The 23,603-nt window shown below is 54.6% G+C and carries 20 protein-coding genes; 7 read left to right on the plus strand and 13 right to left on the minus strand.

The window, feature by feature from the left end; genetic code table 11:
* Window positions 1-27: 27 nt before the first annotated feature.
* The 3 genes from ACW9KT_RS06655 to ACW9KT_RS06665 form a co-directional block, all read right to left on the minus strand.
* Window positions 28-942, minus strand: a complete 915-nt coding sequence (locus tag ACW9KT_RS06655) for a ribonuclease Z (RefSeq protein WP_457078620.1) — start codon at window positions 940-942, stop codon at window positions 28-30.
* A 171-nt stretch (window positions 943-1,113) separates the two neighbouring features.
* On the minus strand, window positions 1,114-1,488 hold the full coding sequence (locus ACW9KT_RS06660) for an STAS domain-containing protein (RefSeq protein WP_084446661.1): 375 nt from the start codon (window positions 1,486-1,488) through the stop codon (window positions 1,114-1,116).
* 229 nt (window positions 1,489-1,717) lie between these two features.
* On the minus strand, window positions 1,718-2,560 hold the full coding sequence (locus ACW9KT_RS06665) for a DUF4198 domain-containing protein (protein WP_457078622.1): 843 nt from the start codon (window positions 2,558-2,560) through the stop codon (window positions 1,718-1,720).
* 133 nt (window positions 2,561-2,693) lie between these two features.
* Here ACW9KT_RS06665 and ACW9KT_RS06670 point away from each other — a divergent pair, with 133 nt between their 5' ends.
* Window positions 2,694-3,734 (plus strand): fasciclin domain-containing protein, encoded by a 1,041-nt coding sequence (locus ACW9KT_RS06670; protein WP_457078624.1) that lies wholly within the window; start codon window positions 2,694-2,696, stop codon window positions 3,732-3,734.
* A 101-nt stretch (window positions 3,735-3,835) separates the two neighbouring features.
* On the opposite strand, the gene ACW9KT_RS06675 is transcribed toward ACW9KT_RS06670, so the two are convergent.
* Together ACW9KT_RS06675 and ACW9KT_RS06680 are read right to left on the minus strand one after the other, a co-directional pair.
* Window positions 3,836-5,674: a glycosyltransferase gene (locus tag ACW9KT_RS06675; RefSeq protein WP_457078626.1), complete on the minus strand. Its 1,839-nt coding sequence runs from the start codon at window positions 5,672-5,674 to the stop codon at window positions 3,836-3,838.
* 136 nt (window positions 5,675-5,810) lie between these two features.
* Window positions 5,811-7,613, minus strand: coding sequence for an alpha-amylase family glycosyl hydrolase (locus ACW9KT_RS06680; RefSeq protein WP_457078628.1), 1,803 nt, complete (start codon window positions 7,611-7,613; stop codon window positions 5,811-5,813).
* A 173-nt stretch (window positions 7,614-7,786) separates the two neighbouring features.
* Between ACW9KT_RS06680 and ACW9KT_RS06685 the strand changes: the two genes are divergently transcribed.
* The 3 genes from ACW9KT_RS06685 (at window position 7,787) to ACW9KT_RS06695 (ending at window position 9,357) form a co-directional block, all read left to right on the plus strand.
* Window positions 7,787-8,449, plus strand: a complete 663-nt coding sequence (locus tag ACW9KT_RS06685) for a hypothetical protein (RefSeq protein WP_457078630.1) — start codon at window positions 7,787-7,789, stop codon at window positions 8,447-8,449.
* Window positions 8,450-8,601: 152 nt separating this feature from the next.
* A complete protein-coding gene (locus ACW9KT_RS06690) occupies window positions 8,602-9,003 on the plus strand; it encodes a DUF6960 family protein (RefSeq protein ID WP_457078631.1) in 402 nt (133 codons plus the stop codon).
* 93 nt (window positions 9,004-9,096) lie between these two features.
* A complete protein-coding gene (locus tag ACW9KT_RS06695) occupies window positions 9,097-9,357 on the plus strand; it encodes a hypothetical protein (protein WP_457078633.1) in 261 nt (86 codons plus the stop codon).
* Window positions 9,358-9,398: 41 nt separating this feature from the next.
* Here ACW9KT_RS06695 and ACW9KT_RS06700 read toward each other — a convergent pair whose 3' ends face one another.
* The 3 genes from ACW9KT_RS06700 to ACW9KT_RS06710 form a co-directional block, all read right to left on the minus strand.
* A complete protein-coding gene (locus tag ACW9KT_RS06700; protein WP_457078635.1) occupies window positions 9,399-9,944 on the minus strand; it encodes an adenylate kinase in 546 nt (181 codons plus the stop codon).
* A 21-nt stretch (window positions 9,945-9,965) separates the two neighbouring features.
* Window positions 9,966-11,306: a YfcC family protein gene (locus ACW9KT_RS06705; protein WP_457078637.1), complete on the minus strand. Its 1,341-nt coding sequence runs from the start codon at window positions 11,304-11,306 to the stop codon at window positions 9,966-9,968.
* A 162-nt stretch (window positions 11,307-11,468) separates the two neighbouring features.
* On the minus strand, window positions 11,469-12,944 hold the full coding sequence (locus tag ACW9KT_RS06710; protein WP_457078639.1) for a L,D-transpeptidase scaffold domain-containing protein: 1,476 nt from the start codon (window positions 12,942-12,944) through the stop codon (window positions 11,469-11,471).
* A 453-nt stretch (window positions 12,945-13,397) separates the two neighbouring features.
* Between ACW9KT_RS06710 and ACW9KT_RS06715 the strand changes: the two genes are divergently transcribed.
* Window positions 13,398-14,129 carry a LytR/AlgR family response regulator transcription factor gene (locus ACW9KT_RS06715; RefSeq protein ID WP_457078641.1) on the plus strand — a complete coding sequence of 244 codons (732 nt, stop codon included), beginning with the start codon at window positions 13,398-13,400 and terminating at the stop codon, window positions 14,127-14,129.
* Here the strand turns inward: ACW9KT_RS06715 and ACW9KT_RS06720 are convergent, their stop codons facing one another.
* The 3 genes from ACW9KT_RS06720 to ACW9KT_RS06730 form a co-directional block, all read right to left on the minus strand.
* A complete protein-coding gene (locus ACW9KT_RS06720) occupies window positions 14,130-16,169 on the minus strand; it encodes a response regulator (RefSeq protein ID WP_457078643.1) in 2,040 nt (679 codons plus the stop codon).
* 222 nt (window positions 16,170-16,391) lie between these two features.
* A complete protein-coding gene (locus tag ACW9KT_RS06725) occupies window positions 16,392-18,770 on the minus strand; it encodes a beta-L-arabinofuranosidase domain-containing protein (RefSeq protein WP_457078645.1) in 2,379 nt (792 codons plus the stop codon).
* Between the two features lie 197 nt (window positions 18,771-18,967).
* Complete coding sequence (locus tag ACW9KT_RS06730) at window positions 18,968-20,269, minus strand: cation:proton antiporter (protein WP_457078647.1); 1,302 nt, start codon at window positions 20,267-20,269, stop codon at window positions 18,968-18,970.
* Window positions 20,270-20,491: 222 nt separating this feature from the next.
* Here ACW9KT_RS06730 and ACW9KT_RS06735 point away from each other — a divergent pair, with 222 nt between their 5' ends.
* Both ACW9KT_RS06735 and ACW9KT_RS06740 read left to right on the plus strand, forming a co-directional pair.
* Window positions 20,492-20,734 carry a hypothetical protein gene (locus tag ACW9KT_RS06735; protein ID WP_457078649.1) on the plus strand — a complete coding sequence of 81 codons (243 nt, stop codon included), beginning with the start codon at window positions 20,492-20,494 and terminating at the stop codon, window positions 20,732-20,734.
* A gap of 283 nt (window positions 20,735-21,017) precedes the next feature.
* The gene (locus ACW9KT_RS06740; RefSeq protein ID WP_457078651.1) at window positions 21,018-21,449 is read left to right on the plus strand and encodes an EamA family transporter; all 432 of its coding nucleotides are present in this window, start codon (window positions 21,018-21,020) and stop codon (window positions 21,447-21,449) included.
* Between the two features lie 23 nt (window positions 21,450-21,472).
* On the opposite strand, the gene ACW9KT_RS06745 is transcribed toward ACW9KT_RS06740, so the two are convergent.
* Together ACW9KT_RS06745 and ACW9KT_RS06750 are read right to left on the minus strand one after the other, a co-directional pair.
* Window positions 21,473-21,922, minus strand: a complete 450-nt coding sequence (locus ACW9KT_RS06745) for a GNAT family N-acetyltransferase (protein ID WP_457078653.1) — start codon at window positions 21,920-21,922, stop codon at window positions 21,473-21,475.
* Between the two features lie 71 nt (window positions 21,923-21,993).
* Window positions 21,994-23,436 carry an amidohydrolase family protein gene (locus tag ACW9KT_RS06750; protein WP_457078655.1) on the minus strand — a complete coding sequence of 481 codons (1,443 nt, stop codon included), beginning with the start codon at window positions 23,434-23,436 and terminating at the stop codon, window positions 21,994-21,996.
* Window positions 23,437-23,603 lie beyond the last annotated feature (167 nt).

The raw sequence follows: 23,603 nt of genomic DNA on the forward strand, positions 1-23,603 counted from the left end.
GCATTGCTGTATGCAGCGCGCGCATCATTAAGCTAAGCTCACGGTTTTGCCTTCCGTCGCTAGCTCCACCCAATCGAATACGGCTTTCGCCTCTTCCAGCAAGGGCTCCAACTCGCGATAGCGCGAAGAGAAGTGACCGATGAGCAGACGGTGGGCGTTGGCCCGACGAGCAAAGTGGGCCGCTTGTCGAGCTGTAGAATGATGAGTAAGCGTGGCTCGCTCGCGCATATCGTCCATGAAGGTAGCCTCGTGGTAGAGCAGGTCCACATCGCGCACCAGATCGGCCAGAGCAGGCGTGTACAGGGTGTCGGCGCAGTAAGCATAGCTCCGCGATGGGCTGGGGTCGGTCGTAACGTCGGCGTTGGCAACTAGCACGTTGCCAGCGTCGTCGAGCACATCCTCACCTTGAGCTAAGCGACTGAGCTGGGCCGGAGTAAGATCGGCGGGAAGCCGGGTTTTGACGAGGTGCCGGCGCTTCGGATGTTCGCGAAACAGATAGCCACAGCACGGAATGCGGTGCCGCATGGGCAGGCTGTGCACTGTCAAGTACTTATCCTCGTAGATTAGCGTGTGCTGAGTTGTATCGACGGGAGTGAAGTTGAGCTCGAAGGCAAGCTGGGTATGGGAATACCGAAACTGGGTGGTAAGAATGTCGTCGAGGCCAGCCGGGCCGAAGAGACGCAGCGGCTCGGTGCGCCCGTGCAAATGCATGGTAGAGAGCAGTCCGAACAGCCCAAAAAAGTGGTCGCCGTGAAGATGAGAGATAAAAATGGCCCCCAGTCGTTGATGCCGCACCTTATACTCCATGAGGCGGCGCTGGGTGCCTTCGCCACAATCAATTAGGTAGGAATTGCCATCGACCGTGAGCACCTGGGCAGTATGATGCCGGTTGAGAAAAGGTGTGGCCGAAGCGCTCCCCAGGATTTTTAGCTCAAACTCCATGTACTAATCAACGCTTCGCATAATGAGGAATGAAGAGTGCGGAGTGAAGAATTCAAGTCGTCAGCTAATCCTTCATTCCGCACTCTTCAAGCTGCACTAAAAAAAATTGGTTGTCCAATGTCAGCTTTTTTAGCCTGACAACGGACAACCAACAGCTGATAATTAAGAAAACTACTCTTTGCTGGTCAGGTCGCGCTCGATGGCGTGCAAAAATACGCGGTCAATACCTTCTTCCACAGTGGGCAAAATGTGCAGTACGGACTCGAGTTTGCTGATAGTGATGAGTTTCATCACATGATCTTGCAGGCCCGTGAGCACTAACAGACCACCCGTGGAGTTGCACAAACGGTTAGCAATCAGAATAGAACTCAGACCGGAGGAGTCAGTATACTTAACGTTACCCAAGTCCAGAATTAGATTGTTGATGCCTTCCGCGTTCAATTTAACAAACTCCGATTTCAGGTCCGGGGCCACCGTGGTGTCCAGCTTCTTCTCATCAATAGTGATGATGGTGTAAGTTTCCTTTTTATCGATGGAGTACTTCATACGGACGTAGGGGACGAGTTAATGGGAATTGCGAAGGTAGGAAAAAATCAGTTCGCGTGAAATCAGCCAGTCTCCACTAAGGAATACTAGCAGAAGCACAAAAATAAGACTACAGAATGAATTAATTGGGCTCTACTTAGCGATATAAGTACCCCATTTCATGCATTCATTTACTAAAAAAAGCACTCTAAACTAGGAAAAATACTGATTAAAATTCAGTAGTAATCCCTTATTTCTTCAAGGCGGCCTGGGAGACAAATCCAAATGTAAGCGTAGTCCAGGTGCTTTGCCAATCAGCCGTTTGCCGATTGGTAGTGGGCACCATGCACACAGCGCTCACCATATAGCTGCCCGGCGCCGACAGTTGAAACAGGACTCGGCCGCTTTGGTTAGTATATAATTTGGTGCGACGCGTATTTTTCTGGCCCGGGGCGCCACGCTGCCATACCTGTACCAATGCTCGACTCACAGGCTTTCCGTTGGCTAACAAGCGCACTGTGAGAGCCGCGCCCGCCTTCATGGTATAGGGGTTTTGCTCTGGAATCAATTCCAACGGCTGCCCAGTGGCGCGAGCAAATGTGCTATCGGTGGTTGATACTAGGCCAGCTACTATTAAAGTTTTGGCACACCGCCGATATAATTCCCGGCCGGGTTTTGCGATTTCGCCGCGCTGTCGGCGCAGGGCTAGAGCGTAGTCCAGACCTGCTTCTTGCAGATAAGCCGTGAACTTGTCGCTGGCCATTTCCGCGAATACATTGGTGGTTGTAAGTGCCAGCAGGTGCAAACCCGGCTTTTGAAAAGCAATGGCGGTATGAATGGTATCGGTGCTGGTAGCTGCGGCAGTGAGGTCAATTGAGTCAGAGGCGGTGTATTGCTGGAGGCTGACAAGACGGCTGCTTTTGCCCGACCACCGCTCGCCGATAAAATCGTCGCCCACAAAAATGTGCAGGTTATGCCTGCTGCCAACTGCCACAAAGAAGCGCGGGGGCAAAAGCCAGAGCTCACTGGCCCAACCAGCCGCCGCCCATAATATTAAGGTCAGGACCAATAGAAATTTACGAGATAAGCGCACTGGATAATGAAGTAAAGCTTTGGATATACTTGATTAATAGGCTTTAATGAAAAATTAATACAAACAATTTTTCAATTCGTCGGTGTTAGTATCTCAATGTTTGTTTAACTTTTTACTATTAAAACTTTAACAAATGAGAACGAACACTTTATTTCAGGCGCTTCCCTCATTCCGCGCCTTGCGATTGCTCGCCGTCGGTGTACTCCTTGGGCTGGGTGCCACTAGCTGCGACGACGATGAAGTAGTTGTGCCCCCAGTTACCCAGCAAAATATTGTGCAAGTGGCCCAAGGTAATCCCGATTTCAGTGTTCTGGTTGCTGCCGTCACCAAGGCGGATCTGGCTACTACGCTCAGCGGCACCGGACCCTTCACTGTGTTTGCTCCCAACAATGCAGCATTTGCCAAACTAGCTGGCGGCCCCCTGGACGCATTTAGCTCGGCAGCCAAAATTAATGCCGTAACGGATGCTGCCCAGATAGCCGCCCTACGTGGCGTATTGCTTTACCACGTGCTCGGCGCCAATGTAAGGGCCGGCGATATTGCTGCCGGTGCTAGCACCAGCACCACAGCGCGGTCAGCCAGCGCCTCGGGCGTCAACGACAACTCTATTTACTTGACCAAAGCCGGCACCAACGTCTTTATAAACGGCGGCACCAGGGTCATATCGGCCGATATCATGGCCAGCAACGGCACTATTCACGCTATTGATAACGTGCTGCTGCCCCCAAGCCAGACCATTGCTGGTATCGTGCAAAGCAGTGCTTCGGCTACTCCAGCCCAGTTTACCCTGCTGTTGCAGGCCCTCTCGCGGCCCGCGGCGCAGGCCCTGCTGACGACTGCAGTTGCTAATAATTCCAACATCACCGTATTCGCGCCTACTGATGCAGCTTTTCAGGCAGCCTTGACAGCACTGAATCTGCAAAACGTAAGTCAGATACAGGATGCTACACTAGTGAGCATTCTGCAAAAGCATATTGTCGGTTCGGGCCGAGTGTTCTCATCTGATTTGGTGCCGGGTAACGTGGCTACTTTGAATGGTAACGTGACCGTTGCGGCCGCTGGCAATGGCTTTACCGTGCGCGGCGGCTCTGGTGCTGCTGCCAACATCACGGCCGCTAATATTCTGGCCACCAACGGCGTAGTGCACGTCATCGACCAAGTGCTGCTGCCATAACGTTAAGCGTAAACGCATTCATTAAAAAAGCCCCCCAGATCAACTCTGGGGGGCTTTTTTAGTAAAACGGCATACTTCTATCACCAAGCTGCTAGCCTTCTCTATTTTTTTTCGAGTGCTAAAGCATAAGCCCGGTCATAGTATTGCCGCAGGTTTTTCCAGTCGAATAGCTCCGACGAGCTTTCCACTTTATTGCGCTGCATGATGCGCTCGCGCCGATTTAGAAGCAGGAAATTCCAGAGCATATTGGTCAGCTCTTCGGCTGCTTCGTCGAAGCTTTGCTCCTGGCGCTGTACCACATATATGCCTTTGTCTTCGTGGTCGGGTACGTTTTGCATTACATAGTCGCCAAAACCTGACAAATCGCTGGTAATCGCAGGCACGCCACGCGCTACGCACTCCAAGGGCGTGTAGCCCCAAGGTTCATAATAGGAAGGAAAAATACCCAAATGACAGCCGCGCACGAACTGGCCATACTCCATGCCGAACAAGGGAGAAGTGGGCGAAACGAAATCGGGGTGGTACACGATTTTCACGCGGTCGTGCTGGTGATTGATCAAGCCCGAGCGCCGCACAAAATTTAGGATGTCATCGTTGGCATCGTCTACCAGATTATGCGTGATAACGGAAGGCAAAGCCGTGGTTTTCCAGCTTTGCAACGTTCGGCGGTAGCGCAGGCGCCAGTAGTCGTCCACCATATCCGACAAGTTGGGTAGGCGGTGGTCAGTGCTGGAAGCGGCCGCGTACACGAGGCGTTCTCCCACCTGCTGCTCAATGGCAGCGCAGGTTTCGCGCACTTCATCCAATATAGCCCGACTTTGCAGAACAAGTGGGTTAATACTAGTGAAGGGGCGCTTGGTAATAAAGAACATGACCACATTGCCCTCCAGGCCACTTTGCTGTAGTCGATAATTCAGACGTGCCAGCGCTTCTAGCGTAAGGTCGAAGCCTTTGTTATGGTACTCGTAGCGGCCTGAGGTGAAAAAGTACAGAGTATTATCCAGGTCAAAGGAATAGCTCTGGAAAAAGTGAGCCATCACGAAATCATGGATTTTGGCCTTGTACTGCTGGTGGAGGTTCTGGAATTCGTGCAGGGCTACGAAGCGCTCAATATTGAGTCCGTTAGGCAATACCGCATCCGGAATTCGATCAAGCAGATAAATACACTCCCGCACGGTTAACTCGCTGACCGTGGTAAATACGTGCGCCCCGTGGGCGGCGGCACGCTCAATGCGCACGGCCGTCTCGATGTTGAAGTTGCGCGCCTCCGCCAACCAGTCCACCTGCATGAGGTGGTCGTAGAAGTTGGGATCGTTCATGGCCAGATAGCGGCCGAGCAGGGTAGCGTGGGTGGTAAATACGATGTGGGCCGGTACCTGCTCGCGGCGCATCACCGGAATAGCCACGCCCGTCATCCACTCATGAAAATGGGCCACTACGCGCTGGGGCGGCACCACTTCAGCGGTTAGTATTTGCAGGAAGATGGTAGCTAGATGACCAAAGGCTTCCACTTGGTGCAGCAGATCGTCGTAGTCGGGCGTCGGGATGCCGTGGTGCTGCCAGAGGTCGGCCTTGATGCTGCCCAACCGGTCGTAGACCTGAAACGGATTCATGAGGACTACCCGTGGGCGGCCCGTCACGAGCCAGGTGCCGTACTGCACATCGTAGCCCATTTGGCGCATTTGACGCACTGCTGTGGCAAAGGGATCAGTCAACCGTGCTAGCTGATAGTCTTCGATGGGCTCAAACTCGCCTTGTGCTTGCTGCGGGAAGTAAGGGCCAAGCAGACAGTACCGGTCGTCCCAGCCCTGCACAGTAGCTGGAACTTTAGAGCGAATGACGGTATAAATGCCCCCCACCTGATTGCAGACTTCCCATGCGACTTCAACGAGCAATGCATCGGGAGCAATGGATTCGGGGGCGGCTGGTGGTGCTTGCATGTGCGGAAAGGTTTTAGTAGGTCTGGCAAGATAGACGGCCTGACGGATTTATTGCAGATAAATACGGATGAAAACGCAAAGGACGCAGAGCCACTTAGTGCCCTACGTCCTCTTTACGCATGTAATTCGTTGACTGCTACTGCGAAATAACCACGATTGAATACGGCGCCAGCCCAAAGCACGCGCTGTACGCTAAGCCATCGTACTCTTCCTCAGCGGCCTCTGCGCCAAAGCTTTCGAAGTTGCCAAAATCCTGGTCGTAGCCCTCCCAGTCGCTGTTAAAGCGCACCTGCCACTGCCCAGCCGAGGGCAGCCCAATGCAGTAGGCCTCGTGCACCGCATCAGAGAAATTGGCGATAATGATGGTGTCGTCGCCGGGGCCACCTTGGTCCCAGCGCCGAAAGGCAATAATCTTGGCGTCGTTGTTTACGTGAAATACTTCCGTGTGCTGGCCGGTGAGGCCGCGCGTGGTGCCGTGCAGGTTGCGGCGCAGCGCTATCAGGTCGCGGTGGAGATGCACCAGGCCGCTGTACTCTTCGGCCCGCTCCCAGTTCAGGGGTTGGTCGTCGGAGAAAAAGCCGTCGGTTAGCATGGCCTGGCCTTGGAAGAGCATAGGAATACCCGGCGCCGTAAGTACCAAAGCAGTGCCGAGCGTAGCCCGCTTTTTGGGGTACCAGTTGTGGGCCTCGCCCGGCATGATTTCCTCCGGCACGCGCGCCTTGCTGGCTACCTCATCGTGCGACTCGGTGTAGATGACCCGCTGGAAAGCATCGTCGTTGTAAGCATGACGCAAAGAATTGGCCACGGCCTCCATGTCGCGGTCGGCGTCGTGGGGAGCCGTGAGGGCTTCGCGAATGGCATACGAAAAAGCCACATCCCATTGGGTGGAGAAGCCTTGCCCGTCCTGATCAATGGGGCGCGTGATGTACTCGTTGCCCAGCAAATCTTCCGCGATAGTGATTTTCCATGGCGTGCGAGCTTGAATTTCTTCGTTGATCCAGGCCATTAGGGTCCAGCCTTCGGGCAGGTCGGTATCAGGGTCGCCGCTGCCGTGCACATTGCGGATGTGGGAAATGGAGTCGGCCCGCAGCCCATCCACCCGAAACTCCTCCAGCCACATCAGCGCATTGTCGCGGATATACTGGCGCACTTCGGGGCGACTGTAGTCGGGGCGGTTGTGGCCCCAGGGCGTCTCGGCCCGCCAGTCGTTGTAGAAATAGATACCGCCGCCGTCGTTTTCCTGCCAGCCGTCAAATTGCCATAGGTCGAGGTCGCCGGGGCCAAAGTGGTTGTACACCACATCCAGAATAACGGCCATACCGTGGCGGTGAGCTTGTTTTACCAACTCCTTGAACGCCTGTGGCCCGCCGTAGTCCGTTTCGATGGCGAAGGGATGCGACGGATTGTAGCCCCAACTGCGGCTGCCCGGAAACTCTGTGGGGGGCATTATTTCGAGGGCATTAATGCCTAAGTCCCGCAAATAGGGGAGCTTCGCAATCACGTCGTGGAAAGTGCCGGGTTTGGTAGGGTCGGGGGCGTTGAAGGTGCCTACGTGCAGTTCATAAATGACGAGCGTATTCCAGGCGGGCATCTCGAAATGGTCATCTTCCCAGTCGAAATCGTGGGTAGGCACCACGGAATTACCAGCTGAATGCGTGACCTCGCGGGCGTAGGGGTCGTTTTTGCTTAGCTCCTGGCCGTTGTTGCACAGCAGAAAGCGGTACTCATCGCCGGGTTTGGCGCCGGGTACATCGGTGGCCCAATACCCATCTGTTTCCAGCTGTAGGGGGTGACTTTTCGGGTTCCACTTGTTGAACGTGCCAACGATGGTTACTTCCTCGGCGTGGGGCGCCCATACGCGAAAGGTGGTGCCAACTGGGTGTGGAATAGCGCCCATACCCTCTTGCAGGGTAGGGGTGGGGGTGGTAGAGTGGGGCATGAAGAAGAACAGAAAATATAGGACCGTTCCGGTAAAAGCTGGACGGTAGCAGGTGTTCTACTGTGGAGGTCGTTGTTTAGTTGTCTGGACTTGACTGACCGTCAATTTGCCCCCGAGCAGCCACAATTCTTCTTACTTTGCACCGGCCCTAAAATTTGCCGTGCTTAGAAAGTATGAATCCTGCTGCTAGTAACACTATTACCCTGTACCAACGTCAGCACGCGCGGCGTCAGCGCGCCAAAGGGCTCATGCACTTGACGCCCGCGGTCGTGCTGCTTACCGGTATGCTGGGCGTACTCAGCGGTAAGGAGCCGTTTTCGCCGCTGGTTATTATTGAGTTGGGGGTAGGATTAACCTATATTATCCTGCTCGTGCTGGAGCTTCGCCATCTGGGGCGTGGCCATCTGCACCCGGGGCGGGTGGCTTGGCTTGAGTTGGCAGCGGCCGGTATTTTAGCTCTGGAGGGCTACCATATTATGCATCGCCACCACCTGGCCGAAGCTGCGGGTGCGCCGCATCGTCTGCACCTGTTGCCGTGGCTGTATTTCGCTTTGGCTACTCTTTACGCCAGCATGGCTTTCTGGCTGCCGCGATTGGTGGAGCGGCGCCATTTACGGTTGCACGAAGCCGGGTTTGAAGGCCGCGTGCACTTGTTGCGCCCCCGTTTTAGCTTTCTCTGGTCCGACGTAGCGTCTGTGGAGCCCAGTGGCGCAGCCGATGTGGAAGTGCACTTAAAAGACGGTACTACGAAGCTTGTCTCATTCGCCAAACTGCACAACGGCCCGGCGCACCGCGACCAGCTGATCGCCCACGCGCGGCAAGCTTTGGGCAAGTAGCCACTTGCTGGCAGCCCAAAAGAAAATGTGGGAAGCAGATAGCGCGCCGGAATAAATTGCAGCGCATTTGTGTTCTAAAAATTTGCCCCCCAGCCTTGCCCAACCAATCGAGGCACGGCTGGTTGTTTGATTTTTATACCTATTTCGCTTTCATGGCTCGACCAAAACCTGTTCGGTACGGCCTGTACTCCTGGACGCCGGAGTACGGCCTTCGCTATATCCATCCGGCCAACCGCCGCACTTTTGAGTGGCTGGAGCCGATGGGCAAACTATTTGAGAAAATTGATGAAACCGAAGACTGGATTCTGCTCCGCTACGATGAGCAGCAGTTCAAAGTCAGCGGTGAATTATTTACGGAGCTGAGCGAAAAGCCCAAGTTTAGCTTCGGCGATTTGGTTGAAGAAGTAAACCCCGAGCCCGGCCAAGCGCCCCGCCGCGGCCTCATCTCCGACGTATACTGGGACGAAAGCCGCGACCGGCCCCGCTTTCAGATTGTGGAGAAAAAGCGCAAGGTGAAACGCATATTTGAGCTCGAAGAACTGCGCGGCGTGTAGCTCCTAAAGCTAAGCGCTAGGCTCAGAAGAGGCCAACCTGAGCCATAACAACAATGGAAACATCGCGTAATGGTGCAGACAAATTTGCCTGCTATGCCCCTGCACCGCCTTCTCGACCAGAAACTCAACAAAATCTACGAGCCCTCAGCCCGCATCGACGATGTGTTTAAGGGTTACGATATTACCTTTCTCACGAACGAGCACGGCGAGCCGGTGACCTTGTTTTTTGGCAAACGCCGCCCCGACGGGCAAATTGCTGGGGAGCGGTATACCCGCACCATCAAGCGGCAGCCCGGCAGCTTGATGGTAGCATCCAGCCATTGGGATTTGCGCGGCAAAATAATGCGCAGCTGAATTGGATGGGGTAGCTGTTTGCTTGCCCCTGGGGGGCTATTTTATAGAGGTAGCTTCTTGAACTCGGCTAAAACGACCGCTGCTCGTTCGGCTACGGAAGCGGTGTCTCTGAGGGCGAGTACGGGGCATGAGAGCAGTTGCATCCAAGCTTCGTGGGCGGCTATGGTGCGGCCGCGGGCGGAGTTGTCATCGTAGCCAGAAGCCCACTGAATAAACTCCAAATACTGTTGGTGGCGGGCGGGGTCCTTGAAAATAACGTCGCCGTAGCGTTCGTATTCTCTTTGGTGAAGCCGAGCCAGTCGTACCCCGGGCGGGGTCCAGACGAAGACGGCCAGATCAAACGCTGATAGCCACGCTTCTCCCCAGCTAATGACGGAGCCACCCAGTATCCAGTGCTGGCTTCTGGCCAGTGCTTCCTGCAAGCATTGGTTGCGCTTATCTGGGTTTCTGCGAACTGTAAAAGGCGGCTCCGACTGCTCCCAGTAATAATCGTCGCTGTCGAAGTAGGGTGTACTGGTTTGGTGCGCCAAGTATTGGCCCAAGCTGGTTACCCCAGATCCGGCTGCTCCGAAAAGGTGAAGTTTCATTTTCTATCTCGACAATGGACGTTATAGCCCCACCGCAATACCCACTATTATAGCCAGCCCTGCTAGGCCAACTAGCAGCAAATACAACGGCAGCACAAATTTCCACCACGCATCGAACCGCACGCCGCAGGCCGCCACAATAGCCATGAGCGCCCCGTTGGTGGGCGTGATCAATTCGCAGAGGCCGGCGCCGTACTGGTAAGCTAGCACTGTGACTTGGCGCGACAAACCAAGCAAGTCGGAGAGGGGCGTAAGAATAGGCATGGTCAGTACGGCTTGGCCGCTCACACTCGGCACGGGCAAGTGCAGCGCCGAGTGTACTGCCATCATGCCCAAAGCCGACAGCGTAACCGGCAACTCCGCTAGGGGCGCTGACAAACCCTGCACGATGGTATCCACGATTTGGCCCTGCTCCAATACCACAAATATGGCGCGGGCAAAGCCAATCAGCAGAGCCGAAAAAGCAAGGTCGCGGAAGCCGGCAATAAAGCTTTCGGCGGTGCCTGTGAGGCCTAGTCCGCCCACCAGGCCGGCTACTACGCCCAGGGCAAAAAATAGCGCGCCCATTTGCTCAAACTCCCAGCCCAGATTGAGCACGCCGTATACAAACACAGCGAAAGTGAGCAGCAACAGCAAGAGCACCAGCCCGTGCCGACCGGCTCCGCTCGCTACGATTTCGGGCTGCACCGCTTCCGGGGTGATGCGGTGGCGGGCGGCGTAGCGCATGGTGCCACCAATCCAGAGCACGAGGGCAGCGGCCAGAAATACTAGGCGGAATCCGGCTCCAGATAGAAGCGGGAGTTGGGCCAGCTTTTGCGCAATACCCACTTGAAAGGGATTGAGCGGGCTGAAAGCGGCGCCCACGGCAGCGGCGCCCAAACTCACCGCGGCCGCCGTGAGGACCGGGTAGCCCAAGCGGCGCATGAGTACCAGCAGCACGGGCACTAGTGGAATAATTTCCTCCTGCATGTTCTCCAAAGCGCCCATGGTGGCGAAAAGCAGGGAAATAAGCGGAATAACCAGCGCCTCACGTCCCCGAAAGCGCACCAGCAGCCAGTCGACGCCCCGGCGCAGAGCCCCGGTATGATCGATGACAGTGAAGGCTCCGCCAGTCAGAAATACGAAGAAGATAACGCTGGCTGCCTCCTGTAGGCCCCGCGGAATACTTACAATGGCATCCAAGGGGCTTACTGGCGTAGCGGCTACTTGATGGTAAGAGCCGGGTACTACCACTTCGCGGCCGGTAACCGCATCGAGGCGGCGTTCAAATACGCCAGCGGGCAGCACATAGCTCAGCGCCATGGCCAGCACAATAAACCCCATTAGAAGTACCAGCGGATGAGGAAAGCGAAATGTCTGCATTAAGAGGAGGTGAGGGGCATTTGGTCTGCAAACATCCACGAAAAAAGGCAGTATCCAGTAAGCTGCCCAAAAATCCTTGCTGGGTGCTTTACAGACACAAAAACACCTCGCTGCTCAGCAGCGAGGTGTTTAAAGGCACTTAAAACTAGAAGGAGATGCTGCTTATTCGGTAACGGCAACGCTAGCAAACTGAACAGAAGTGCCGTCCCATGCCTTCACCAACGCCTCGTCACGACCATAGATATCGGGAAGCTGACGCAAAGAAGCACCATCGGCTTCACAAGTTTGGTAGCGCACTACCAAGGGAACTGCGGCCCGTAGAGCGAAGGCCTTCGTGTCGCCTTCGTCGATGCTGTTCGCCATTTGCTGCAACTTATCTTCCGAAGACTTACCACCCTCACGCATCAACAGGAAGCGAGCCAAGTCAGAAGCGTGTTGTACGCGGATGCAGCCGTGGCTGAGTGCGCGATAGTCGGCTTTGAAGGCTTCCTTGGTGGGGGTATCGTGCAGGAAAACTTCGTAAGGATTAGCGAAACGGAATACAACGTTTCCGAGTGCGTTGCGGGAGGAAGGCGCCTGCCGAATCTGGTAGGCAAAGTCGGCGGGAGTAACTTTCTTCCAGTTTACGCGAGAGGCATTTACTCGCTCGCCAGCTTGATTGTACAAGCGATAATTCTTGGAAGATAGGTAGTCGCTGTCGCGCTGGAGCTTGGGCAGAACCTCTTTCGTGGCAATGCTGTAGGGCATACGCCACTCGGGAGCCGTTTGAAAGAAGCTTACTTTGCTGTATAGCTCGGGGGTAGGAGTGCTGGTAGTGCCTACTACCACGCGGTGGCTACGTACTACCTGGGTTCCACGTACCACTTGCAGGTTGTAGGCCGGAATATTAACGACCAAATAAATAGAGTCGGCGCGGGGCTCCCAACGCAAGCGCTCGAGGTTGATAGCCACGGGCGTGGCCATTTTGCGGGCGGCTACTGTATCCGACTTCAGCAGGTTCTGCCAAGCAGACAGCAGGCGTACATAGCTGCGGCTAGTTGGCTGAGCAACCAGGATTTGCTTTACAAATTTGTCGCTCTTCAGAGCTTGGCTTAGGTGAGCTGCAGCGTCGAAAGAGGTTGCTTCGGTAGATTGTACCGGACGCAAAGTGTTGTCTTCAATGCGACCGCTGTACAGGTGCTGCGAGAAACGAATGAGAGATCTGGTCAACTGAATTTCGAGGGCCAAACGGCGCTGCGACTGCGCAGGAGCTGCTTGCAATGAGTCCATCAGCTGCATCAGGGGGGCCGCGTCGTACTCAGAAGGCTTCAGGCCATAGCGCTGGGCGTTGAGAAGCAGGTCTAAGCCAGCTTGAGCATTCGCAGTTGGGCCTTTCTCGTTGGTCCAAACCGGAGCGTAGTCTACGGAGGCGTAGAACTGCTGCACTTGCTCTGTCAGGGCGTCAACGGCAAGGGCGGTTTTGGTTGTGCAAGCCTGCTGGAGCTGAGTGGTAAACTCAACACTAGACTGGCCAGCTTCCTGAGACGCTACTGTTCCGCCTACCAAGCCTGGCGCTACTTGAGCAACCAGCGAAAGGCTGTGCAGCAATAACAAGAGAACTGCGGTGTAATAATGACGGAGAGTAAGGCGAGGTGACATAAGCGAAAGAGAACTAAAAAGGCCGAATCCTGAGGGGGTGAGCACTAAATCTGTAGTAAACTTACCCTTGCCTGTAGCCCTATTATTCCTTTTTCGCCCAACGGCACGTTTCTCTATGCGAATGAATTTCTTTTGTGTGTCAATGAAATGACGGAATCGAAAACTGTCCTACTTTTAGTGGATATAGTTATGTTATATAGCTATTTTTCTACATACCGGAACCTTACTTGGGCGCTACCTCAATAGCTATAAATACCCCTATATCAATGTGTTGTGTAAATAGTAATGGATTGACTGTAAACGCAGCTTATGCTTGCCAAACCTGGCATTTAGCCAGTAGAAAAGGGTAGATATTATGGCATTTACCTAATCTTAGTTGTTCATTCGAAGCTGACCATCGTATCTAGTTTAGTCCGCCGACGCTGACTCTTTAGCTCTCACATACTGCTGCCTATGGCTACTACTCGCCTGCGTTGCGTCATAATTGATGACAACGAGATTAATCGCCTCACGCTGGAGCATTTCGTTGAGATGACGGCAGACCTGGAGCTAGCTGCTTCACTGCCCGATGCTGTGCAAGGCCTTAATTTCCTGCGTAGTGAAGAGCAAGTGGATATCTTACTGCTTGATATCGAAATGCCTCACCTCAGCGGCTTGGATCTGATTCGCCTGCTGCCAGAGCCCACGCCCGAAGTCATTCTGGTGACTACGCATCGCGACTTTGCAGTTGACGCTTACTCCTTAAAGGTGACCGACTATTTGGTAAAGCCCGTCGATTATGGCCGCTTCAGCCAAGCTATAGCTTTGGCAACCGAGCGGCGAGCATCAGGTGGAAATAAGCCCCCCAAGTCACCAAATACAAACGGCAACACTGACACAGACATTTATGTGAAAGTGAATAACCGCATGCTACGCGTCGACTTCAATGAGGTGCTCTACATAGAGGCGCTGTCGACTTATTCGGTGCTGGTGACTGCTAGCCAAAAACACATCGTGTACCTCACGCTCAAAGCTATAAGTGAGCGGCTGCCGCTAGCGCACTTTGTGCGCGTGCACCGCTCGTACATCGTAAACACCCAGCGTATTGATGCCATTGAGGACAATACCTTACAGATCGGGCCTTACGAAGTGCCCGTAGGTCGCTCTTATCAGGAGGAGTTTTATCGCTCGCTGCGTAATCTATGATTAGTCAGCGGGAAGCTCGCTTGGCAGTAGTTGTAGTACACGTTCGAGCAAGGCTACTAACTCGGCAACGGTAGCGCGAATTCGTTCTGCCTCAGCTGGAGAAGCGCCCGACAACTGACGATAGTTCTCGAGTTGTGCCACGAGCGGCTCTGCCTCCACGATTCCAAGCGCAGCCAGATTGGGCTTAATATGATGTACTATCTCAGCCACGCGGGGCCACAGATCCGCAGCGGCGGCTTCGCTTAGCTCTTGTAGGCTGGAGGGAATATTGGCCAGGAAGGAGCGGATAATTTTAACTACAAAAGCCTCTTTCCCCTGGGCTGAAGCTCGCAGCTTGCTCAGGTCGTAAGGGGGCGCGGGAACGGCATTTAACAAAGCGGTAAGCTTAGCCTGGAGCTCCAGATCGTCGAAAGGCTTGGCCAAACAATCATTCATGCCAGCGGCTAGGTAGCGCTCATTATCGGCTTGAAAAGCGTTGGCAGTCAGCGCCAGCACGGGTACCGCTGCCTTGCGCTGATCAGCGTGTTGACGAATGTGGATAGTAGTTTCCAACCCATTCATGCCTGGCATCTGAATGTCCATGAGCACGACATCGTAGTGCTGCTGATCAAACATAGTGAGGGCCATTCGGCCATCGAAGGCCTCATCCACTACCATGTCCCAGCTTTCCAAGAATAAGCGGGCCACGTCGCGGTTTATTTCGTTGTCTTCTACTAACAGAACACGTTTGCCATGCAGCTGATTTGAGGGCGATTCAGGCGTTGTAGGTTCGGCCTCCACCGTGGGGGTGGCCCGGGGCAGCGTAAGCTGGAAGGCGAAGGTGCTGCCTTTGCCTTCTTCGCTTTCCACGGTAAGAAAGCCCCCCAACTGCTCTACCAAAGCGCGACTGATACTTAGCCCCAGGCCTGTACCGCCAAAGCGACGAGTAGTGTCGGCGTAAGCTTGGTTGAAGTCTTCGAAAATGTGGGCCAGCTTGTGAGCTGGTATTCCGATGCCTGTGTCAGTGACGCGGAACTCCACGGTGAGGTGGGTATCTGTTTCAGACTTCAAAAAGCCCCCCACCGATACGCTGCCGCGTTCTGTGAACTTCACGGCGTTGGCCGTCAGATTGATCAGTATTTGATTGAGGCGGTGCGGGTCTCCTATCACCCACGGTACGGGGCAGGTCATGCGCAGAGCCTGCCCGTAAAAGGCTAATCCCTTTTGAGTTGCCTGCAAGGCTAGCGGCTGCACTGCCTGGCCCATGGAGTCGCATAAGTTGAAAGCTACTTGCTCGAACTCCATCTTACCCGATGTGATTTTGGCCATATCGAGCACGTCGTTGAGCACGCCTAGCAAGTGTTGACCCGACGAGCGGATGACTTGCACAAACTCTTGCTGCTGAGGCTGCAAGGAGGTTTTGGCCAACAGGTTAGCGTAGCCCAGCACCCCGTTGAGGGGAGTACGAATTTCGTGGCTCATATTGGCCAGAAAGTTCTCGCGGGCTCGGGCTGCTGCTTCGGCCACTTCTTTGGCTTTCTTCATTTCCCGCTCTGCGGCCAGGCGCTCCGTAATTTCGAGGCCGTAGCCGAGCATAAGTGCTGGCTTGTCGGCCACGGCGGGAGTGTAGCGAAAGGCGCGGTGGTGAATGTGGGTACTTTCAGGACCTGGAGTAAAGTCGTCCCACTCAACGGTTTGCTCGTTTTCTAGGGCTTGACTGAACAGCTGCTGCCGCGATTCGGCTAGCTCCAGCGGATACCCGTAGCGTTGGCAGTATGCCTCCACCGTTTGGCCTACAATCCAGGCACGAGCATCTGGGTCGGGTACCGCTTGAGCATTAACATACAAATACTTGCGCTCCGTGTCGAGGGCGGCCACCTCCACGGGCAGCGCATTCAGAATGGTTTCAAAAAACCAGCGTTGCTCGCTCAGCTGCTGCTCGGCCGCCGCGCGCTCGGTTAAGGCTTGAGCCAGGGCTTGCTCTAGTTCCTGATTGCGGGCACGTGCTTCCTCGAGGGTCAGCGCAGCATCGATATCAGCAGAAGCGATAGGATTTGTCATAAGTCTGAAATTCAAAATCAGGCTGATATCAGCAGGTGCTACCAGCGGCTCGTTAACGTTGGTAGCTGGGCAATAATTTCTACTTCGTGCTACAGCGGTAGCAAACGTTAACTGAAAGATACTTAAACGCCGATTGTCAATTATAGCGTAGGCACGGAAAGCTAGGCAGTAACCGCACAGTTGCGTTACTGTTTCGTAAGCCACGAATAGGCAAAGCTTGTCTTATTCAGCCTTCAACAGCCGAACGTAGTAAACGCCACCAGCGGTGGAACCTGGTTCGGCGGCAAATTTCAATGTGATAACATCAGAGGGCGAGGCCGCGAGCAGCTGTGCGGGTATCTCGTAATCTACATCAATGAAAGAATTGCCCCCCAGACCCTGTAGCGACTCTTTTTTGAGCAATTTGTTATTGACCATGATAGCAAATTGGCGGTCCTTATCGGCCCCGTAGTAGGTGACGCATAGAGTGCGCGGGCCGGCTCCTTTTTTCTTTAGATTGTAGCTAAACCAGCCTTTCGCGTGGCGCCAATGCCGATCCTGAAACACCCCGGACTCGGTGCGCTCCCCCTGAAAGCCATGGTCCGACTCGGGCTGCTGCTCGCCGGGCGCCACCTGATCGACGGTGCGCGCTTCCAGGGCTTGCTTTATTTTTTCCTGCTGCTGCATTACCTCTTTGCGCTTCACCAGTTCTTCTGGGCTCGCAACGGGCCAATAAATCATGTACCGGGCATCATGCACCCGGAAAAACGGAACCAGCTCTACCTGACGGTACCGCTCGGCATCGATGAGGCTAGCAGCACTGAAGGTCAGCGGCTTGCCGGTCACGGGCTTGATGCCGGCTGCTACGTCGGTGGGGTTAGAGGAAACAAGCACTGGGGCCTGATCAAGCGGATACATTGGGCCGTTGGCAATGTGGCCCATGCGGCTGCCGTCGGCGCGTAAGCCGGGCATATCGGTCGTGTCGGTGATAGCGGCCAGCACGATGGGGCCGTGCACAAATGATACCCAGGGTGAGCGGTCGGGCAAGTACTCGGCCTTGGTTTCCATGGGCAGCGTCGTGGTAACTACGTCGCCCGATTTCCACTTGCGGTTAATCGTAAAGTAGCCTGGCTGCGTTGCCGTGGCCTCCACGGCTTTGCCATTGACGAGTATTTTCTGAGTGCCGGGTTTAACCCAATTAGGTTGGCGGATATGCAGCCCGAAGCGGCGCGCTTTCTTGAGCTGGAGCGTCAGGATAGAGGTTTCGGCGTAGGGAAACTGGGTAGTTTGAGTAAGGGCAAGGCCGTTCTCAGCCCAGTTCAGGCGCGAGGGAATGAACAGATTGACGAACACATCCTGCTTGTTGTGGGCGTAAATCAGCTCACCATACTTGCCGTGGTTTTCCAGGCCCGAACCCACGCAGCACCAGAAGCCTTCCTGGGGCTGGGAGTACACCCGGTAGTGGCGCGGCCGCATGGGCGTGAAGTACACAAACCCTCCCTGCTCAGGGTGTTGCGAGGAAAGAATATGGTTGTAAAGGGCCCGCTCGTAGTAGTCGATGTAATTGGTAGCGGCGCTGGAGAGGTACAACTGCTTGGTGAGCTTCAGCATGTTGTAGGTGTTGCAGGTCTCGGGCCCTTCCTTGCTTTCCAGCATGGAGGTGAAGCTTTTGGCCGGATGAAAGTGCTCACTCACGCTGTTGCCCCCAATCGAAACGGTCCGGTTGTCAACGACGGTTTGCCAGAAGAAGCCCGCCGCCTTGGCCCACGCCTCATCGCCGCCCGATACCTCGGCCACGCGTTTGTAGCCAATCACCTTCGGAATTTGGGTGTTGGCGTGCAAGCCGTTCAGCTCATCTTTGCCCCCCAGCAGCGGCTCCAAGATGGACCGATGCGAAAACCGACGGGCTAAGGTCAGGTAGGTAGTGTCGCCGGTGATGGCGGCCACGTCGGCGAATACCTCGTTCATGCCGCCGTGCTCGCTGCGCAGCATATCCTGAACTTGGGCATCGGAGAGGGAACTGGTCAAATCGACGGCCCAGTTGGTAAGCTGCACCAGCATGTCTTTGGCCTTGGCATTGCCCGCAAATAAATACGCATCGCGCAGACCGGCGTACGTTTTGTGAATGTTGTACCAAGGCACCCACTTCTGGTTCAGCGAGAAGCTGCCCGCGTCGATGTTGCCGGCCTTGATGTCTTGCCACATTTTTTGCCCCCCAGGCGTACCGCCCAAGTAGCCGTTGCCGTTTTTTTGCTGGCAAAGCGCTAATTGGTCAATCATATAAGTGAGGCGCCGCTTGGCTTCCTCGTTGCCGGTGGCGGCGACCATGTACGCCAGGGCCGACAAATAATGCCCCCCAATATGCCCATCGAGGCCGGTGTTTTCCCAGTTGCCGTAGGGCTGCGCCTGGGTAGCAATACCGGCCTCGCGACGGTACGGGGCCAAAAGTCGCTCGGTGTCGAGGGCCAGAATATAGCGTAAATCTGTCTGCTGGGCCTGCTGAAACGGACTTTCAGCCAGCTGGACGGCCGACAACGGAAAGCTTTCCAGAGGTTGCGTTTGGCTTACCCCGAAGGTGGAAGCTGCTAAAACTATACACGCGGTTAGAAAGCTTTTTCTCATTGCTCTTTTCATAAAACCAGTTAGCTCAAGCCGCCCTCATCTACTGAACGGCCCCTAGCATTTTGCCTGCTATTGGCTGTCAATTTACACAAACGATTGTGAAGAATAAAGCTAGTACAGGATAGCCACCTAATAAGTGCCAAATGCTCTTTATTTACGATTTGCTTCAATGAATAGAAGCCTTGTTGTCGAGGCGATTATATATCCTGTCGGCCGCCGGCTGCTACTGGTTCCGGGGGTACTAAGGCCGCAGCAGTAGCGGCATCCAGAGGCCGGTGGCCGCCAAAAAAGAGCCGATAGAAGCCCAGCAGCTTGCGTTTCTCCAGCACGAAGAACAAGAGGGTGCAGAAGACGGTGGTGAAAAATATGACCGCAAACGTGATGGTTTGAATGGCTGGTCCGGTGGGCAATCCCCGCTGAGTGGGCAGGGTAGCCAGCACGGCGGCGCCTAGCCCTTTTGGAATCATGATACTCATGAAGGATGCGTCGAACAGGGGCGTCTTGGACTCGGTAGAAGCCATTACCACCGGAATGCGCACCAGAAATAGCAGAAACGTGATGCAGACTCCTAGCCCAATGAGATAGGCATTATCGAGCACGATTGACATGCCTACGTACACAAAAAAGAAGGTGCGAAGCAAAAAGACTATTTCGGAGAAAAAGTCTTTCTCAACCGCCGTCAGCTCCACGTGACGAGTGGGCAAATAGCGGTTGAGCGGCCGTGGACGCAGCAGGGTAACGTTGCCCAGCGTAATGCTGAAAAACAGCACCGCAATGGGCCCGCTGAAGTTTAGCAGCTCAACCAGACCATACACGATAAAGACGAAGGCTGGGGTAGAAAACCGTGTTTTGAGCAGCGTTGGAACCTTGTTGAGCAATATCGACCACAGGTATCCTCCTCCGATACCGGCCAGCACAGCCAGGAACAAGGAAAGAAAAATCTGCCCAAACATTCCCCCCAGACTAAATGAGGAGCCGGTATAAAAGCTGATGAGCGAGATAGGAATGGCCAGCGTATACACGTCGCTGAAGGCCGACTCCATAACCAAGGTCGTGGAGGTTTGCTCCTGAATATCCACTTTGCGGGCCAGGGTAGTAACCACGGCCGACGAAGTGCCCCCCAGAATGCTGCCCAGAATAATGGAGCTCAGAAAGTCGAGGTCGGCAAAGAGCTGGGCCATGGCGGCTACCAGCAGCGTTGTGACGATAAAGTTGAGCGTGGTAAGCGTAAAGGTGCCGCGTAGCGAGGATTTGAGCTGCTCGAAGCGTACCTCCAGGCCGCTCTCAAACAGAATAAACACCAGCACGACATTGGTAAATACGCTGCCCGCCTGCCCAAATGAAGTTGGGTCGATGAGGTGGAAAACAGGCCCTAGTAGTATGCCCACCAGCAAGAGGCCCACCACGTCGGGAATACGGGTTCGGTCAAAAAACTCAGCTAGATAATGGCCGAAAAAAATCAGGAACCCAATAAAAATAATGAGTACAGGAGTTACCATGCGAACAGTTAATGGCCCGAAACTGGCTCAGAAGCCTTTCCGCGGTCCGGGCAGAACACCCGGTGCGGGCTGTACGTGCCGTACGGTAGGTATAGTTGTGGCCCAGGTCGGGCTATTTTTAACCTAGGGGTAAAACTCTCACTAGTACTTTGTAACTGCCGAGCTGAGTGCTTGGCGCGGAACCGACACGATGGCCTCTGCCGTTTGAGGGCCTACACCTTTATGCATCTTACCGATTTCAAACAACTACCGATGGGCCGTCAGGCCACGCTGCTGCGGCAGGGGGGGCATTTTTTGGCCGAACGTAAGCAGGATAGCTTTTGCTTGCAGCTCTACGCTCTCGGTGATTTTTACGCCGAAATTTGGCGCGTACAAGGCGAGGAGCGCATTCTGTTTATTCACTTATTTCAGCACCCGGCGGGCCTAGCCGCTTACCTCGACAAAATTCGGCTGCCGGAGGTATAAGCAATTCTTCACTTAAAGAAACGTGCGAACCATGGCTTGACATAGGTCAGCTAAGAGCCCCAGCGTTCATTTACTGAGGCTTTCGTAATAGAAATGCGAAGTCAGCGTTGAGTGTGATACTGGTGATCATTTTTTAACTGCCAGCTGGCCTAGAGACCGCAACAAAAGCCTTTAAGCCAATAACTTTGCCCCCCACCTGCCGTACTGATGAGCACCCATTAGGGCAGCCGCGGCTAGGTAGTCGGTGAGAGGGCCAGGGTCGTTGATGTAGCCGCCAAAGTGTATGTGGATTGTCTTTTCGTTGTTAGCGGCCGTGTCGGCTGCCGTGGTCGTTACCCTTTCCAAAGCGGGCATCAAAAACGTTGATTCCAGCCTGGCCTTCGCCGTGCAGTCAGTGCTGATTGTATTGGTGGCCTGGAGCGTGGTAGCGTATCAGGGCAACTTACCCGATGTGTCGCGCATCGACCGGCGTAGCCTGATCTTTCTGGTGATTGCCGGCATTATCACCTGTGTCTCGTCGCTGCTCTCGTTTCAAGCGCTGAAGCTCGGCGACGCCTCGCGCGCCTCGCCTCTCGACAAAGTGTCGCTGGTGTTTTCCATTATTCTGGCCGTTGTATTTCTAAAGGAAAAAATCAACTGGCAGGTAATCGTGGGGGCTGTGCTTATGCTGGCGGGTGCGCTGTTTATTGCCTTTTCCAAGCCCTCGACCAACTAGTAATTGGCGCAGCTGGCGGCCGCTTAAGCGCGCCGCATAGGAATGTGCGGAATGCCGTCTTCCAAGTACATTTCGCCGCACTGCACAAAGCCAAATTCCTGGTAAAATTTCTCTAAGTACTGCTGGGCCCCAATCTTGATGGGCTGGGGGGCAAAATACGTTTCGCAGTGCCCGATGGCCTGGCGCATCAGTTCCTTACCCAGGCCGTAGCGCCGAAAGTCTGGCGACACTACCACACGCCCGATGCTTACTTCCGCATAGGCCACTCCTGGTTCAAAAAGCCGCGCATATGCCGCCAATCGGCCGCCCGGTGCATAGCCCAGCAAGTGATACGCCGCCTCATCCTGCCCATCAATATCCTGGAAGGCACAGGTTTGCTCCACCACAAACACCTCGCTGCGCAGCTGTAGCAAATCGTACAATTCTGTTAGGGCTAGGTTGTTGAACTTCTTGCTGGTCCAAGTTAAAGTCATGGGGAGCGGAGTTTTGGTTCGTGGGGCGCCATGACTTTTTAGTTGGTCCTGGCACCACTTAATTCTGGTACTTACTGGCGCTTTATTTTCTGTAGCATCTGGGCCAATTCCTGCGCCGAGTGCACCTTGCCCCGCGTGATTACCGCATCAATTTTTTTGATGTTGCTGATGTCGGCCAATGGGTTCTGCGTGAGCAAGACCAAGTCGGCGTGTTTGCCCGTCGCGATGCTGCCGGATTGGTCAGCCACGCCCATAAATGTGGCGCCGTTGATGGTAGCCGTGCGCAAAGCTTGGGCGGGCGTAAGTCCGGCCTTCACAAGCAGCGCCAACTCGCCCTGCAACGATGAGCCTGGATACACAAACGAGTTGAATGGCCCGCTATCAGAACCCGCCAGAATAGTGACGCCGGCGGCCTGCATTTGCGGCATCATCGTCATGAATTTAGCCGAGAGCTTTTTGCCGAATTCAACACCCGATTTGGACTGCTGCTTGGCGCTGTTATAGCGGCGCATATAGGTGGCCTGAATCTTCGGACTGATATAAGCCAGCATGCTGTCGCGGGCGTGGTCGTTCTCAGTTATTTCGGCCAGCGTTTTCTGAATAAATAGCGTGGGCACCACGGCCGTTTTGCGCGTGGCCATCGTCTTAAATATGGCTGCGGCGGCCGCCGGATCATAAGTGTTATATACTCTCGGCAACACCGCAAATAAGCCGAGCGGCTTATTGGTAAGCAAGCTGTTGCGCACAGCTGTCGTGATGCTGTCTTCGCGGGAGGAGCAGGCTTTGAAAACGTAGTACAGATGCTCGGTAGCATCGAGGCCGCGCTCCGAAGCTTCACGTAGCGTGACACTGTAGGGCATGTGGCCCGTGGTTTTGAGGCCGCGTTTTTCGGCTTCCGAAATGGTGTTCAGAAACGCGTCGCCGGAGATAGTGCTTTCGTAAATCTTGACATAGTCAACCCGCAGCTTTTGCAGGGAGTCGAGCGCGGCTGAAACCTGGGCGGGCGTTTCTACGGGCAGCGAACCAGGCCACGTACCTTTAGGCCCGTCGATTTTTGGCCCTGAAGTAAAGATCCGGGGGCCAGCTAGTTGGCCGGAATTTATTTGTTCGCGCCAGGTATATACAGCCGGAGTGAGGTCGCCGCCCGCGTCGCGGACGGTGGTAATTCCGTGCGCCAAAAAGAGCGGTAAAAGGTTTTTATTTTCTTCGGTTAGCGTGTCGCCGCCGCGAAAATGTACGTGCATATCCCACAAGCCCGGCAGCAAATACTTACCCTTGCCATCAATGCGTGTAGTAGCATTCTGGGGGGCATTTTTGGTCCGCTCAATTCGCTGAATTAGGCCGTTGCTGATGACTACATCTTGGTCCGTTTGCACCGTGCCCGCTACCACATCAATCACATTGACATGAGTAATTACTAGGTCTGCTTTATCCTTTGTGTCGGTCGTTGTCGAGGCGCAATCTGTCAGTAATACAGCAAGGAAAAACAGCGTAGCGAGGCGGTGTATTTGCATACAAATGGAAGCGAGGAGAAGGCGAGGGTTCGAGCACGAAGGTAGCAGAATTTGCCCCCCAGGGTCTTTAAAGAACGTCATGCAGAGCACAGCGAAGCATCTCGCGTGCTGATGTTGGGTTACCAATCCAGCTAAACACGCGAGATGCTTCGCTGTGCTCTGCATGA

It is taken from the genome of Hymenobacter sp. HD11105 (assembly GCF_054051685.1).

What these genes read in the sequence shown, in the direction of transcription:
- ACW9KT_RS06660 (WP_084446661.1), bottom strand. Translation starts at nt 1,488, where the DNA reads ATGAAGTACTCCATCGATAAAAAGGAAACTTACACCATCATCACTATT.
- ACW9KT_RS06690 (WP_457078631.1), top strand. Translation starts at nt 8,602, where the DNA reads ATGGCTCGACCAAAACCTGTTCGGTACGGCCTGTACTCCTGGACGCCG.
- ACW9KT_RS06700 (WP_457078635.1), bottom strand. Translation starts at nt 9,944, where the DNA reads ATGAAACTTCACCTTTTCGGAGCAGCCGGATCTGGGGTAACCAGCTTG.
- ACW9KT_RS06740 (WP_457078651.1), top strand. Translation starts at nt 21,018, where the DNA reads ATGTGGATTGTCTTTTCGTTGTTAGCGGCCGTGTCGGCTGCCGTGGTC.
- ACW9KT_RS06730 (WP_457078647.1), bottom strand. Translation starts at nt 20,269, where the DNA reads ATGGTAACTCCTGTACTCATTATTTTTATTGGGTTCCTGATTTTTTTC.
- ACW9KT_RS06715 (WP_457078641.1), top strand. Translation starts at nt 13,398, where the DNA reads ATGGCTACTACTCGCCTGCGTTGCGTCATAATTGATGACAACGAGATT.
- ACW9KT_RS06735 (WP_457078649.1), top strand. Translation starts at nt 20,492, where the DNA reads ATGCATCTTACCGATTTCAAACAACTACCGATGGGCCGTCAGGCCACG.
- ACW9KT_RS06655 (WP_457078620.1), bottom strand. Translation starts at nt 942, where the DNA reads ATGGAGTTTGAGCTAAAAATCCTGGGGAGCGCTTCGGCCACACCTTTT.
- ACW9KT_RS06670 (WP_457078624.1), top strand. Translation starts at nt 2,694, where the DNA reads ATGAGAACGAACACTTTATTTCAGGCGCTTCCCTCATTCCGCGCCTTG.
- ACW9KT_RS06745 (WP_457078653.1), bottom strand. Translation starts at nt 21,922, where the DNA reads ATGACTTTAACTTGGACCAGCAAGAAGTTCAACAACCTAGCCCTAACA.
- ACW9KT_RS06685 (WP_457078630.1), top strand. Translation starts at nt 7,787, where the DNA reads ATGAATCCTGCTGCTAGTAACACTATTACCCTGTACCAACGTCAGCAC.
- ACW9KT_RS06720 (WP_457078643.1), bottom strand. Translation starts at nt 16,169, where the DNA reads ATGACAAATCCTATCGCTTCTGCTGATATCGATGCTGCGCTGACCCTC.
- ACW9KT_RS06725 (WP_457078645.1), bottom strand. Translation starts at nt 18,770, where the DNA reads ATGAGAAAAAGCTTTCTAACCGCGTGTATAGTTTTAGCAGCTTCCACC.
- ACW9KT_RS06695 (WP_457078633.1), top strand. Translation starts at nt 9,097, where the DNA reads ATGCCCCTGCACCGCCTTCTCGACCAGAAACTCAACAAAATCTACGAG.
- ACW9KT_RS06680 (WP_457078628.1), bottom strand. Translation starts at nt 7,613, where the DNA reads ATGCCCCACTCTACCACCCCCACCCCTACCCTGCAAGAGGGTATGGGC.
- ACW9KT_RS06675 (WP_457078626.1), bottom strand. Translation starts at nt 5,674, where the DNA reads ATGCAAGCACCACCAGCCGCCCCCGAATCCATTGCTCCCGATGCATTG.
- ACW9KT_RS06705 (WP_457078637.1), bottom strand. Translation starts at nt 11,306, where the DNA reads ATGCAGACATTTCGCTTTCCTCATCCGCTGGTACTTCTAATGGGGTTT.
- ACW9KT_RS06750 (WP_457078655.1), bottom strand. Translation starts at nt 23,436, where the DNA reads ATGCAAATACACCGCCTCGCTACGCTGTTTTTCCTTGCTGTATTACTG.
- ACW9KT_RS06710 (WP_457078639.1), bottom strand. Translation starts at nt 12,944, where the DNA reads ATGTCACCTCGCCTTACTCTCCGTCATTATTACACCGCAGTTCTCTTG.